Below are 14,925 nucleotides of genomic sequence, written 5' to 3' on the forward strand. Positions count from 1 at the left end.
TCCCAATGAACATACTACATGAAGAACTTTATCATTATCACATCTTCCAGCTATAAGGCAACTTGGAAATGGATAATCTGAAGAATAGTATTCTATAATCTCTCCAATCAAGACACACTTTATAACATCTTTTATTTTAATTTCCCTTTGCTGCATTCTAGTTAGAACATGACCACTCCACTGTATATTATCTTCTTGTAATGCTCTTCTTATATCATCTATATCAAATAACATATTCCCCTCCTAAAACAGGTATTCTTTTGAAAAATTCCATCATTCTTTTTGAAATAATATAATATATATTTATTATACCCCATTGATAAAAGTTTGCTCCATGTTGTGCATAATATAACAGTAATCAATATAAAATTGACCATTAAAGTTCTGTTCATCCGCAAACAAGTAATTACTCCTTGTACCGTCTATATTAACTACTGTTTCTTGAACTGCACTTCCGTTTTCATATTTTTTTGCGGTTATTATCTAATTTATATCAGTTGCAAATGGTATTTTTAATACAATCCAGACACCTATAAGAGTAATAGCAAAGATTATTATGATATTTTTAATAACTTTTCTCATCTATTCTCCTCCATCTAACATAAAAATCTTTACTGTACATAATTCTACTTATTCGTATTATACCACTTATTCCTATTTTATGGTAACCCCTTAAGTATTATCCTATAACCCATAGCTTGTCCTACTTATGATACGGTTCACCTCTCATAATCCTAAACCCTCTATATATTTGCTCTAATAATATAATCCTCATCAATTGATGGGGAAATGTCATCTTTGAAAAAGATAGCTTGTAATTAGCTGTACTTCTAACTTCCTGGGATAAACCTAGCGATCCTCCTATAATAAATGTGATGTGATTTATCCCGCTTACCATTAAATCTTCCATTTTTTTCGACAGTTCTTCTGAGGAAATTTCCTTACCTTCTATTTCCAGGGAAATAATAAAGGAATTTTGGGGAATTTTAGATAATAACTTCCTACCTTCTATATTCTTTATAATCTCCATATCTTTTTTCGAAAGATTTTCAGGAGCCTTTTCGTCTTCTACTTCAATTATTCTAAGATTGCAGTACCTTGAAAGCCGTTTTGAAAATTCTTTAATCCCTTCTGTCATATATTTTTCTTTAATTTTTCCAACTGCTATAATTGTTATATTCACTGTTCTTTATAACCTCCAAATATATTTTACACATAATTTTTATTATATCATTTATTTTCCCCAAAACTATTATTTATTACGTAAAAAAAACTATAGACACTAAATAGTGTCTATAGTTTTTTTATTTTAGTATGTTTCAACAAATACTTCAAAATAATCTCTTGCATGGGCACATGCTGGACATTTTTCAGGTGCAGATTTACCTTTATGAATATACCCACAGTTATTACATTTCCATTCTACTTCTTCATCCTTTTCAAATACTTTGTTCTTTTCAACATTTGCTAATAGCTTTCTGTATCTAATTTCATGACGTTCTTCAACTTCCGCTATTTCTCTCCACACATAGGCTATTTGTGGGAATCCTTCTTCATCAGCTATATCTGCAAAAGTTGGATAAAGCTCTGTCCATTCTTCCTTTTCTCCTTCTGCAGCAGCTAATAAATTTGATTTAGTATTCCCTAAAGCCACTGGAAAGTCTGCATTTATTTCTACCATTTCTCCTTCTAAGCTTTCATTTAAAAACTTAAAAAACCTTTTAGCATGTTCTTTTTCATTTTCTGCAGTTTCTAGGAATATATTAGATATTTGCACATAGCCTTCTTTTCTTGCTTGTGATGCATAATATGTATACCTAGTTCTGGCTTGAGATTCACCTGCAAATGATTTCATTAGATTTTCTGCTGTTTTCGTTCCTTTCAAAGATTTCAAAATTATTCCCCCTTATGTTTTATAAAATTGCTCATACACTTAGCTATATACCCATAACTTAGAAAATATCACATTGGTTTTTTACTAATTATAATATTTATCTATAGCCAACTCTCAACCTTATCCAATAGATTAAAGTTTGTTAAATCATAGTGAAGGGGCGTTATGGTTACATATCCTTGAGATAGATAATATCTATCTGTACCCTCTTCAAATTCAACATCCTTTCTGCCTTTAAGTTTTAATGTTTTTTCTCCATTATCTCCTTTGTTTTCTATAATATAATAATCATAAATTACATCACCAATTTTACACACCTTAACTCCCTCAACCTTTTTATTTTCAACATATGGAGTATTTATGTTAAGTATAATATTATTTTTAGTAAAATCATCTTTTACTTTTTCCAAAATATGTTTTCCATGTTCTGCAGCTAGATAATAATCAATTTTACCATCTATCCACTCTGCTGATAACGCCATAGCAGGAAGTTTATATATATTAGCCTCTATAGCTGCAGATACTGTACCTGAATATAATATGTCCATGCCAGCATTTAATCCCATATTTATCCCAGATATAACCAAATCTATAGGTTTCTCTATTAGTTTGTCTAAAGCTATCCTTACGCAATCTGCTGGTGTACCTGATATGCTATAGGCTTTTGACATTAGCCCATCTATTTCTATCTCTTTAACAATAATAGATTTGGATATTGTTATAGCCTGACTTTGAGCACTTCTCTGGTGTTCTGGTGCTACTATAATTACTTCATTGTCCTTTTCCAATGTTTTAGCTAATATTCGAATTCCATCAGCATGAATACCATCATCATTTACCAATAATATTCTCATTTTTGCCTCCTCAAAATCTATGGTTATAGATAGTATTATACCAAAATATAAAAAAAATAGCATATAAAACTCTTATATATAAATAAGAGTTTTATATGGTTTTTGAAAAATTATTTCTAAACTATCCCTTAACTACTCCCAAAGGCGTCAACTTCACCACTGGATTTACTAAATCTTTCTGATTTTCTATTACTTCCTTAATATCTTTATATGCCATAGGTGCTTCAGATAAATCTCCCCTCCAGCCCTTATGGATAATACCTTTCATCGCCTGGTCAGCCATCTCTCTAGTTATGATTTTATTAGCCATTTTTCTGGACATTACTCTACCAGCCCCATGAGAACAAGTTTTAAAACTTTCTTCATTTCCTAATCCCTCCACTATATAGGAAGGTGTTCCCATAGAACCAGGGATAATACCTAATTCTCCTAATTCAGCTCTAATAGCTCCTTTTCTATGAATAATAACTTCTTCACCAAAATGAGTTTCTATGGCTGCATAATTATGGTGAATGCTTATTTTTTGTATAATCTCAGTAGAATTAGTTTCTTGTCTAAATATATTGTAAAATTGTTCTAATAATTGTTTTCTATTTTCTTTGGCAAAATCAAGGGCATAATTCATAGCTGTAAAATATTCTTGTCCCTCTTCTGAATCAATATAAAGACCTGCTAAGTCTTGTTTCGGTGGAGTTAATCCAGTTTCTTTGTTTGTTTTACTAGCTATTTTATTATAGTAATTGGCTATTTTATACCCAAAATTTCTACTACCAGAATGAACCATTAACCACACATATCCATCGCTGCCTTGTTCCATGGTCATGAAATGATTACCACCACCTAAAGTTCCAAGTTGGTATCTAGCTGCTTCTAATTCTTGTAATACAACTTTTGAATTTGGGGGATTATTAAATCCTTTCCATTCTCTTGGATTTTTATGATGTTTATATCCTAGAGGTATTGTTCTATGAGCCTTGTCCACAATATTTTCAATCTGTTCTATGTCAATATTTTTAATATCAGTCTTTGCTGCAACAATTCCACATCCAATATCAACCCCTACTGCATTAGGAATTATGACACCCTTTGAAGCCAAAACACCACCTATTGGCATTCCAAATCCTACATGAGCATCTGCCATTAATGCAATATGAGAATATGCAAAGGGTAAATTTGAAAGATTGATAGCTTGTTGAAGAGCCTCATCTTCTACTTCATTAGCCCAAGATTTTATTGGTACCCTTCCTAAATCAAAAACTTTCACATAAAACCCTCCTTAAAATATTAAACTACTATGTATTTAGGTAAGTTTTCACAATAACTACAACTATGAGGACTAGCCCAGTCAGTGAAGGAAACCTTTTCTAACTCATATATATCCGGTGGTTGTTCATAGGTTTCAACAAAATCTTCTATTGCATTTTCCAAATGTTCATTACAAACTACATACATTTAATCAGCTCCACTCATTTGAAAAGTATGGGGTACTATAGAGGATCCTCTATAGTATGTGCAAAAAATCATTGTTTATAAAGGCTTGACAAATTTGTCAAGCCTTTATTATGTTATCTTATCTCTGTAAACACAATATCAACTATTATTTCTTTTCCGCTTCTAATTATTGTTAGTTTAGCCTTATCTCCTTTTTTATACTTATACAATATCTTTCTTATTTGGTTTATACTTTCAATCTCTTGATTATCTATTTTAACAATTATATCTCCAGGTCTTAGCCCAGCTCTATCAGCAGGTGTATTAGGAGGTATTTCCTCTATTATAACTCCTTTGTCAATATATAGGTCTACTCCCCATTCTCTCTCATATCTTTCGACTTCAGTTCCAGCAATGCCTAAATATACGACTTTAAAATCGCCTTTATTGATTATCTCATCAATAATCGGTTTTGCTACATTAATTGGAATTGCAAATCCCAATCCTTCACCAACTTGAGTTCCAATCTTTACGGTATTAATTCCTATTACCTCACCTTTACTATTTAAAAGAGGACCACCACTATTTCCTCTATTAATAGAAGCGTCCGTTTGAATTAATCCTTCTAAAACATTATATTGACTCATTCTAATTGTTCTATCTAACCCTGATATAACACCGGAAGTAACAGTCCTTTGAAAGTCTAATCCTAAAGGATTCCCTATAGCTACAGCTAGTTCTCCTACAACTAAAGAATCTGAATCTCCTAGATCAGCTGTATGTAACCCACTTGCTTCAACCTTTACTACTGCTAAATCTAAAGCTACATCATTCCACAACACCTTACCGGGTATTGTATCTCCATTTTCAAATAATACTTTAATTTCTTTTGCATCTCCATCTCCAACAACATGGGAATTTGTAAGTATATACCCATTGGGATTTACAACTACCCCTGAACCTAACCCTTGCATTTCTCTTTCCCAAATAAATTCTCGTCGTACCTGGATAGTGGTTATTCCCACTACAGAACTCATAGCCTTTTTTGCTACTGCTTCAACTGGTGATATATTATCAGATGGTGTAATTTCTATTTGCTGCTCAATATTCGGAGATACCTCTCTATTATAAATCTCTGGTATTGGAATTACTTTCTCATAAAGATAAGTAGGTGCAATATAAGCGCTAATTAATCCTCCAATAATAGCTGCAATTAATGCAACAATAAAATATGAAAATATTCCTCTTCTCCTAGGCGGCCTTTCATAATACATATTATTTCCTCCAATCACCTACAAGGTATATACCCTAGTTGCCCTATCCCTATGCGTTAAATCCAAAGCGATATCCCTATGCACGTTTATTCCATAGTCTTCCATACACTCTCGAACTGTACCATGGGCAATAGAAGGTCTATTATTTTCTTTACTTAAATGAGCTAATAATACTATTTCACCATTACCTGTTAATACTTCAGATAAAGTTTTTCCTGCATCTAAATTAGATAGATGTCCTTCAGTGCTTAATATTCTCTTCTTTAAATACCAAGGATATTTTCCTTCTTTAAGCATTTTAATATCATGATTAGATTCCATTAGATATAGTGATGAGCCTTTAATTACTTTCTTCATATTATCATTTACCCAACCAGTATCGGTTATAATACTTATTTTAATATTCTTATGATAAATACAATAGCCCACGGGTTCTGCTGCATCATGGAATACTTTAAAAGAATGGACATCTAAATCCCCCAATTGAAAATCTTTATTGGATTCAATTTTTTTAATATTCCTCTTCTTTATTTCACCTATAACCCCTTCCATCTTCATCCAAGTTTTCTCATTAGCATAAATAGGAATATTATACCTTCTAGAAAGAACACCTACTCCCCTTATATGGTCAATATGTTCATGGGTTACCAGTATACTATCTATGGTAGTGGGACAAACATCTATAGATGATAACAATCCTTCTATCTTTTTCCCGCTTAAACCACCATCTATCAATATTTTAATCCTATCCGTTTCTATATATTGACAATTGCCACTACTGCCACTAGATAGGGAACAAAATTTTATCCCCATTTCTATTCACTCCAATACAAATTATTGTTTTCATTATATTTATAGTATATATTATATATAATTAAAAAAGAAGAACCAATCGATTCTTCCTCCTAGTATTCATCAATAAACACTTTATATCCATCATCAAATTGGATTCTCCATGCTGGGATAGCTCTTCCCCGTTTAGCTTCTTTAGGCTCTCCTAAATATTCATGCTTTTCAGGGTCAAAATAATAGCAAAGAGAAATATCTGTAATAGTCTTTCCATAGACTTCTTGCATTCCAAGTAAAGTCAATATGGATTTAGGTGCAGTACTAATATATATTTCTACATCTCCTAAATCCTTCTTGTTTAACCACAACCTCTCAAATCTTTTAACTCCCCTTTTGTCTACTTGAAGGTTAGTAAAGGTTCTTTCAACAAATATATCTCCATGTATTTTTGAATACTCTATATAAAAAGTATCCTTTTCTTCTTTGATAAAGGTTAATTCCATATCTGATGTATTAAATTTTCCCTTATTAATAAATTCTTCTGATAATTGAATTGCTTTATCTTTATCTAAATCCTTATATATTTCTCTTTCTTTCTTGTTTTCATAGATAATAAACCTATTATTTATTAGTAGAATGGATTCGTCATCTTTAACAATTTGGCCTAGACTTTCTTCATCTTGCTCAATAATTCCATTATTATCAAAATAATTCCTATTTAACTCTTCTATACTTACATACTCGTATTCCACTACCATAGTATTTAGATGAGGTATGTCTTTTGGTATCTGTGTAGAAACAGTTATATTTTTGTCTTTTAAAAGTTCGATTGCCTCATCTATAAATTCATCTTTAATAGTAGGCTCATTTACATGTTTCTCACCTATTATTACATAAACTAATAATATATTTGTAACAATAAAAGCCACTATTAATATGGTCTTAGCCTTTGACCAATCCATTCCTTTTCACCATCCAAAATTAGTTATTGTTTTCTACTAAGTACCAAATTACCACTATATACATCAAAAGCATAGGTTCTGTCTCCAATTTTTAATAGCCATACTGCAACTAACTCTTCCTTGTTTTTATTAAGACAAGGATCTAAATATGCTAAAGAAATATCTATAATAGAGGATAAAATTTCTTCACGTAGCTCCTCACTTTTTATATCTTCAATAACAACCTTATTGTCCTGTATATATCCTTTTTCTAGCAATTGGTAGTTGGCATTTATTATGTCAAAAGCTGAAAACATTTGGCTAGCCTCTGCCATATCCTGAACCTTTATATTCATATCTCTTCTAATAAATCTTTTATAATTCCTAATATGTTCATTAAAAACATCTATTTGAATAAAATCTTCTACAATATCTTTACCTAAAACAATAGGTATTCCCCTTATCCTATAATTGAAAGTCAATTTATAGCCTAAATTCTGCTCAGATTCTATTTCTTCAATTTTAGATAAATACAAATCCTTTGGAACGCCCATATAACTTGATAAAAATTCAGAAGCTGTATTTAAACTGATATAAAGATTTCTCTCCTTTACTGGTTCCTCTAATGGACTAAAATATTCCAATAGACCATCTCTATTTATTTTTAAAACCTTCTGGTTGTACACATATAATATGGAACCATTGTTTTCAACTATTTCTCTAATATAATCTATATTCTTTTTGAAAAACATTTCTGCAATACTTCTAACTTCTTCAATATCATCAATATCTAGCTCGTTTTCTACATAAACTAAGGGCATGTTTTTAGACATCCTATAGGTAATATATATATCACTATCGATATTTAAAGTCTCTCTAATAGGATAGTAGAAAGTATAATCTTTTTCTTCTATTATCTTTAATTTATTTTTAACATTTCCTAAATCTATATTTAAATCATAAACCTTTAGATGCTCATTTCCATCGCTAAATACCACATAGGGCTCTTCCCTGCCTAAATAAAAATATATATTATCAATATTTGTCATCTTTTCTGTAATATTATTAGGTTTCACTACATCTAACGACCTAGCTAATATATAAGTGCTAAATTTTTCAGGAAAATAAAAAACTATGGACTTCTTTTTATGATACGTTAAGAATTCCTCAGTAGATAAGATTTCCGTCTTAATATTATTAGAAGACAGGATATCTGCCAAAGAAGAGCGAGCGCTTGTCCATAGATTATTATTATCATCATTATGAAAAATTGTATGGTTTTTTTCATCAAAATTCAGTAAATATTTATCAGGTTTTATCATATCTGTAAGTAAATAGTTAGCAGATAAAGCTTCCTCTTTTTGAAAAATTGGTAATATTTCATAGGGCATCTGAATCCATAATCGTCTTGTCAAAAACACACTAATAAATACCAAAGATAGGAGTAGGAAAGTCTTAACTCTTTCTTTAAACACAATTTATCATCTCCTCAAATCAATGGTATTTTATTTAATAGTAGGCGATATTGGCAAACTTCTTAAATTATCCACTGCTTGTGCTACCTCATAACAATAGAGAATTTTTTCTACTGAAGGTACCTCATTTACATCAAAAGTAATAATAATTTTATTAATCCCAAGAATCAATTCTATTTCTTCTCCAAAACCAACTGCTCCAGATTTAATAGTTTTTGTTGAAATATGAGTGTAGGCATCTTTGTCAGGTAATTTAGTCAATGAATAATTCTTACCTGTCAAATCTATTGCCCCATATACATCTATAACAATACTAGTACCTTCCGGAGCTTTACCAGATATTAACACTACCTTTTTAGTAGTAGCGGAGGAATCATTTTCTGGTGTAATTACCTGATATTTAGTTATATCGACCTTATCAAATCTTGGCCTTGTATTATTTGTGGATGCTGCAAATCCAACTGTTGATATAAAAAGAATTATTATCATGACAACTAAACTGGTCATTAATTTTTTCCACATAGCTTTACCTCCTTCATCATACAATAGGGGACAATAACATTATACAATAATTATATTACAAATATATTACAAGCTAATTAAAATTGAATTACAGGCTAGTAGTTATAGGTAAGACTATTTCTACTTCAGTGCCTACATTATATTCAGATTTTAATTTTATTTCTCCACCATGAGCTTCTACTATCTGTTTTGCAATGGATAAACCTAACCCTGTTCCACCTAAATCCCTACTTCTTCCCTTATCAACCCTATAAAATCTTTCAAAAATTCTGTTTTTATCCTCTTTTGGTATTCCAATACCATTATCCTCTACTGTGATAATAATATTATTATCATCAAAATATTTTGCTGATACATTAATTCTACCATTATTAGGAGTATATTTAATTGCATTTGATACTATATTTAGTATAACCTGTTCTATACCATCTTTATCTATTACAATACTTGGTAATTTTTCTTCAATGTTTAAATTTAGCTCTTGGTTTTTTTCTTTAAAGGAGAATTCAAGCTTTAAGCAAACGTCCTTAATCAATTTTTCTAATGTACAATTAACTTTATGCCATTTAGTTTTATTATAATCTAGATTAGAAAGTTGAAGTAAATCTCTAACTATACGTGCCATCCTATCACATTCATTGTCTATTACATATAAAAATTTCTTAGATAGTTCTTCATCTATATCCCCATAATCCATCAAAGTTTCAGTATAGGATTTAATAGTGGTTATTGGTGTCTTTAATTCATGGGAAACATTTGCAACAAATTCCTTTCTCATATTATCTAGTTTATGCTGTTCAGTAATATCCTGGAACACTATTATTATTCCACCAATATTATTTTTTTCATTACGAAAAGGTGCATATTTAATCCTATATACAATGTTTTTTATCTCGACTATTTCATCCCCTTCAAGGCTGTATAAATCTTGATAATCTATGTTTTTTATGTTTATTTTATCCATGGCAAAAACTTTGTTATGAGTAAATTCCTCATTCATAGTCTGTTCTAAATCAAGTATATCTATTGCAATGGGATTAGCATGGATAATATGTCCCTTTACATCAACTGCTATAACTCCATCTGCCATATAATTAAATATAGTGTCTAATTTGCTTTTTTCTAGGTCCATCTCTTGAATTGTATCTTTCAATTTTAAAGTAAGGTAGTTAAACATACTGGCTAGTTGTCCCATTTCATCATCGGATTTCACCTCAACAAATTGGTCAAAATCACCTTTTGCCATTCTTTCAGCTTTCTTGGTTACATCTCTAATTGGTTCAGTTATACTACTAGCAATTAAAAAACCTAATACTACGGTTATTCCTAAAGCTAACATAGTGGCACTAGTCAATATCTTTTTAGAATCATCAATAGTTTTATATACATCTTGTAAGTCACTGGTCATATATAAAACACCTTTAACCTGACCTACTTCATTTAGTACTGGATATGCTAAATGTTGAAATGTAGTATTCTCATTTGCATCTTTTGTGATCCTTGGGCTTTTTTCACCTCTATAAGCGTCCAAGATTAAGGTAGGATCTAAATAAACTAAAGCATTTTGCCCTCTAATTTTTTCATAATTGCTATGGGAAGAGGCTATTATTTTAGGTATGTTTTCATCGTGGATAACATAAAGGGTCTCAGATCCATCAAATCTCCATTCATTTAAAGTTTTCTGAATTTCTTTATAAACTAGACTCCAATTATCCTCTGATAAATAGCTGGAAGTACTAATAATGGATTCTATTTGTTTTATCATGGTATTTACTCTATTATTAAGTTGTTGTGCTTCAAACCTTTGAACTATGAAGACTCCTACTATTACCATAGCCATAAATACAAGCAAAAAATACACTATGATAAATTTCCATCTAATACTTGTAAACATGGGCTAGCCCCTCCTGAAATAATATCCTACTCCTCTTTTTGTCATTATATATTTATATTCTCCATCCTTGTCCTCTATCTTCTCTCTAAGCCTTCTAATTGTAACATCTACAGTTCTAATATCTCCGTAGTATTCATATCCCCATACTTCTTCTAGCAATTGTTCCCTTGTAAATACCTGTTCTACACTGGAAGCCAAAAATTTTAACAGCTCAAACTCTCTAAGAGTAAGCTCAATAACTTGTCCTCTTTTTTGTACTTCGTATTTGTTAAAATTGATAAGTAAATCTCTAATTTCTAATATGTCTCCATTATTTAATTCATTATTCGAAAATTCAACTCTTCTTAAGTTTGCCTTTACTCTCGCTACTAACTCCCTCATACTAAAGGGTTTTGTAATATAATCATCTGCACCTAATTCTAAACCCAACACTTTATCTACCTCATCCTCTTTTGCTGTAAGCATTAGAATTGGTATTTTATAATCCTTTCGAATCTCTTTGAGAACTTGAAATCCATCTTTTTTAGGAAGCATAACATCTAAAACTATTAAATCTGGCTGTATCCTGTGAACTTCTTCTATTGCTTCTTCTCCATCAAAAGCCAAGTTAACAATGTATCCTTCCTTTTCCAAATTAAACTTTACAATATCTGCGATGGACTTCTCATCGTCTACTACTAATATGTTTCTATTCATAAATATCACTCCATTTGTCTAATGAATGTTTAATGAACACACTTACTTAAATCTAAATACTTTTCTAATGAAGTGTCTACACTACCCCCATGCCTAAATTATCTAATAATAAATTAAACTTGTCAAACCCATATTTAAATAAAACCCCTTCCAATTTAATTATAATTGCTATTGAAATTGTCCTATATATATTATATAATTGAGTTCAACAGAGGGGAGTAGCTAATTAAATAGTTAGTCGTCAATCCGGAGCAATCCCGGCTAACTATCCTGTAAACTTTAGGTAGCAAGACCTTTGTTTAGTCACTAATGGCTAAACAAAGGTCTTTTTATTTGACATATTATATTTTAACAACTCTACTCTAAATGTTCAACCTTTACCACAAACTAACAGAATTGTATTTATTTTTTATTCTAGGTGGTATACTAATGTAAACAGAGAAAGGAATGACTTATAATGGAATGGTATGAAAAAAATATTGAGGGCTTATTATCTGAATTAAATACCAATAATCAAACTGGTATTTCCAATGAAGAAGCTGAAAATCGTTTAAAAAAATATGGTTTCAATGAATTAAAGGAGGAAGCAAAAAAAAGTTTATTATCAAAGATAATTGCACAATTTAATGACTTTCTAGTAATTATATTGATAATAGCCAGTATCATATCCTTCATAGTTGGAGAAAAAACCGATTCTGTTGTGATATTAGCCATAGTAATTATTAATGCATTTTTAGGTTTATATCAAGAAGGTAGGGCAGAAAAATCTTTAGAAGCGTTAAAAAAGATGGCTGCCCCTAATGCTAAAGTCATAAGAAGTGAATCTGCTACCATAGTTCCTGCTAACACTTTAGTACCAGGTGATGTAGTCCTATTAGAATCTGGAGACATTATTCCTGCTGATTTAAGATTAATAGAATCCTCTAATTTGAAAGTAGAAGAGGCTTCCTTAACTGGTGAATCCGTCCCTGTAGAAAAGGATGCAAATGCTATATTTGACCAGGAAATAGCTTTGGGAGATAGAACAAATATGGCATATATGAGTACCATTGTTACCTATGGTAGAGGTAAAGGAATAGTTGTTGAAACAGGACATGGTACTGAAATAGGTAAGATTGCAACTATGATTCAAACCTTTGAAGATGAAACCACTCCTTTACAAAAAAAGCTGAATGAATTAGGAAAATATTTGGGCATTGCTTGTATAGTAGTATGTGCTTTAGTATTTGGCATTGGTATCCTTCAAGGAAGAGATATATTAGATATGTTTATGGTTGCTATTAGTTTAGCAGTAGCAGCTATCCCAGAAGGTTTGCCAGCTATTGTAACTATAGTTCTAGCATTAGGCATGAACAGAATGGTTAAGAGAAACGCTATTGTAAAAAAATTATTAGCTGTTGAAACTTTGGGCTGTACTACAGTAATTTGTTCTGATAAGACAGGAACATTAACTCAAAATGAAATGACTGTTGTTAAAGTTTACACTAACCATAAAATATTAGATGTTACGGGTATTGGCTATGACCCAATAGGAGAATTTAAGATTGATGATACTCCATTATCTCCAGAAAAATCCGCAAACTTAAATACTTTACTATCCATTGGTGTTCTATGTAACGATGCAATGTTAGATGAAACAGATGAAGGTTATAGAATATTAGGAGATCCTACTGAAGGTGCTTTAGTGACCTTAGCTGGTAAAGGAAACCTGCTAAGAGATGATATGAACAACATATTTCCAAGGATAGAAGAAATTCCCTTTGACTCTGATAGAAAGATGATGACTACAATTCATAAAAATTTCATCCCTAATAAATTGGTATCATTTACTAAAGGAGCACCAGATATAGTTATTAATAGGAGTAATAGTATTTATATTGATGGTAAAGTAGTTCCTTTTACTAATGAATTAAAAGAAGAAGTATTAAATATAAACAGTAAGTTTTCACGAAAAGCTTTAAGAGTTTTAGCCTTTGCTTTTAGAGAGTATGATAGTCTACCTAATGAAGTTTCATCAGAATCTATTGAAAATAATATGATTTTTGTTGGACTAGTAGGCATGATTGATCCGCCTAGAGAAGAAGCCAAGGAGGCTATAAAAAAATGTGAAGAAGCAGGAATTAAGGCAGTTATGATTACTGGAGACTATAAGGAAACAGCCTTTGCTATCGCTAAAGAATTAGGAATAGCACAACATGAAGATGAGGCTATTATGGGAAAAGAATTGGATTCAGTTTCTGATGATGATTTGAGAGAACTGGTAAAAGAAAAAAGTGTTTATGCAAGAGTTTCTCCAGAACATAAGGTACGTATAGTTAATGCGTTAAAGGCAAATGGAGAGATTACTGCTATGACAGGAGATGGAGTCAATGATGCACTAGCCCTAAAAAGAGCTGATATTGGTGTCTCTATGGGAATTACAGGAACTGATGTGGCAAAGAATACAGCTGAAGTTATTTTAACTGATGATAATTTTGCAAGCATTGTAGCTGCTGTAGAAGAAGGTAGAATAATATATAGTAACATTAAAAAATTTGTATTCTTTTTATTGTCCTGTAATATTGGAGAAATTTTAATAGTATCTTTAAGTATTCTCCTTGGATTAGAAGTTCCACTTATTCCAATCCAATTATTATGGTTAAACCTTATAACCGATAGTTTTCCAGCCTTAGCTTTAGGTGTAGAAAAGGGAGAAGCTGAAATAATGAAAATTCCACCTAGGAACACAGATGAACCTATATTAGATAAGGGAATGGTCAGGGGTATAATAGTTCAAAGTATAGCTATTGCTTTAGGATCATTATTAGCATATAGATGGGGATTAAAAACTTATGGTGAAGAAAATATAATTGTTGCAAGAACTGTAACTTTCGCAACCTTAATTACAGCCGAATTGTTAAGAGCTTATTCCAGTAGATCTGAAAAACATACTATATTTGAAATAGGCGTGTTTTCTAACAGAACATTAACCTATGCAACTTTAGTTTCTTTCGTTCTATTACTTATTGTAATATATCTACCATTTCTCCAACCAATTTTTGATACCTATCCTCTAGGTTTTATGGATTGGCAAATAGTATTATTACACGCATTTTTGCCTCTTGTAGTTGGTGAAGTATATAAATTGTTTTTGAGAAAAAAAGCCCTTTAAAGGG

14 protein-coding genes are annotated in these 14,925 nt (G+C 31.0%); 1 reads left to right on the plus strand and 13 read right to left on the minus strand.

The genetic code is table 11. The features are described from left to right. The 13 genes from C3E90_RS00755 to yycF form a co-directional block, all read right to left on the minus strand. The coding region (locus C3E90_RS00755; protein ID WP_236913638.1) for a DUF4258 domain-containing protein at positions 1 to 234 on the minus strand (234 nt) is incomplete at its 3' end. Between the two features lie 469 nt (positions 235 to 703). After that, a complete protein-coding gene (gene rlmH, locus C3E90_RS00760) occupies positions 704 to 1,183 on the minus strand; it encodes a 23S rRNA (pseudouridine(1915)-N(3))-methyltransferase RlmH (RefSeq protein WP_236913639.1) in 480 nt (159 codons plus the stop codon). A 126-nt stretch (positions 1,184 to 1,309) separates the two neighbouring features. Beyond that, positions 1,310 to 1,894 (minus strand): rubrerythrin, encoded by a 585-nt coding sequence (rbr, locus tag C3E90_RS00765; RefSeq protein ID WP_236913640.1) that lies wholly within the window; start codon positions 1,892 to 1,894, stop codon positions 1,310 to 1,312. Positions 1,895 to 1,995: 101 nt separating this feature from the next. Then, positions 1,996 to 2,748, minus strand: a complete 753-nt coding sequence (gene surE / locus C3E90_RS00770) for a 5'/3'-nucleotidase SurE (protein WP_236913641.1) — start codon at positions 2,746 to 2,748, stop codon at positions 1,996 to 1,998. 121 nt (positions 2,749 to 2,869) lie between these two features. Then, positions 2,870 to 4,012, minus strand: a complete 1,143-nt coding sequence (locus C3E90_RS00775) for an RtcB family protein (RefSeq protein WP_236913642.1) — start codon at positions 4,010 to 4,012, stop codon at positions 2,870 to 2,872. A 20-nt stretch (positions 4,013 to 4,032) separates the two neighbouring features. Continuing rightward, the gene (locus tag C3E90_RS00780) at positions 4,033 to 4,200 is read right to left on the minus strand and encodes a CxxH/CxxC protein (RefSeq protein WP_236913643.1); all 168 of its coding nucleotides are present in this window, start codon (positions 4,198 to 4,200) and stop codon (positions 4,033 to 4,035) included. A gap of 113 nt (positions 4,201 to 4,313) precedes the next feature. After that, positions 4,314 to 5,453, minus strand: a complete 1,140-nt coding sequence (htrA, locus tag C3E90_RS00785; RefSeq protein ID WP_236913644.1) for a serine protease HtrA — start codon at positions 5,451 to 5,453, stop codon at positions 4,314 to 4,316. 18 nt (positions 5,454 to 5,471) lie between these two features. Then, positions 5,472 to 6,266, minus strand: coding sequence for an MBL fold metallo-hydrolase (locus tag C3E90_RS00790; RefSeq protein WP_236913645.1), 795 nt, complete (start codon positions 6,264 to 6,266; stop codon positions 5,472 to 5,474). A 92-nt stretch (positions 6,267 to 6,358) separates the two neighbouring features. Beyond that, positions 6,359 to 7,204, minus strand: coding sequence for a hypothetical protein (locus tag C3E90_RS00795; RefSeq protein WP_236913646.1), 846 nt, complete (start codon positions 7,202 to 7,204; stop codon positions 6,359 to 6,361). 23 nt (positions 7,205 to 7,227) lie between these two features. Continuing rightward, entirely contained in the window at positions 7,228 to 8,658 is a 1,431-nt protein-coding gene (locus tag C3E90_RS00800; RefSeq protein ID WP_236913647.1) for a hypothetical protein, read from the minus strand. A 30-nt stretch (positions 8,659 to 8,688) separates the two neighbouring features. Further along, a complete protein-coding gene (locus C3E90_RS00805) occupies positions 8,689 to 9,180 on the minus strand; it encodes a hypothetical protein (RefSeq protein ID WP_236913648.1) in 492 nt (163 codons plus the stop codon). Positions 9,181 to 9,268: 88 nt separating this feature from the next. Continuing rightward, positions 9,269 to 11,074, minus strand: a complete 1,806-nt coding sequence (locus tag C3E90_RS00810) for a HAMP domain-containing sensor histidine kinase (protein WP_236913649.1) — start codon at positions 11,072 to 11,074, stop codon at positions 9,269 to 9,271. 3 nt (positions 11,075 to 11,077) lie between these two features. Beyond that, a complete protein-coding gene (gene yycF / locus C3E90_RS00815; protein ID WP_236913650.1) occupies positions 11,078 to 11,770 on the minus strand; it encodes a response regulator YycF in 693 nt (230 codons plus the stop codon). Positions 11,771 to 12,227: 457 nt separating this feature from the next. On the opposite strand from yycF, the gene C3E90_RS00820 reads away from it, so the two are divergent. Further along, positions 12,228 to 14,921 (plus strand): calcium-transporting P-type ATPase, PMR1-type, encoded by a 2,694-nt coding sequence (locus C3E90_RS00820; RefSeq protein ID WP_236913651.1) that lies wholly within the window; start codon positions 12,228 to 12,230, stop codon positions 14,919 to 14,921. The last annotated feature ends 4 nt before the right edge of the window (positions 14,922 to 14,925 follow it).

Origin of the sequence: Clostridium sp. Cult2 (genome assembly GCF_021655075.1) — a bacterium.
Taxonomy (GTDB): domain Bacteria; phylum Bacillota; class Clostridia; order Tissierellales; family Tepidimicrobiaceae; genus Schnuerera.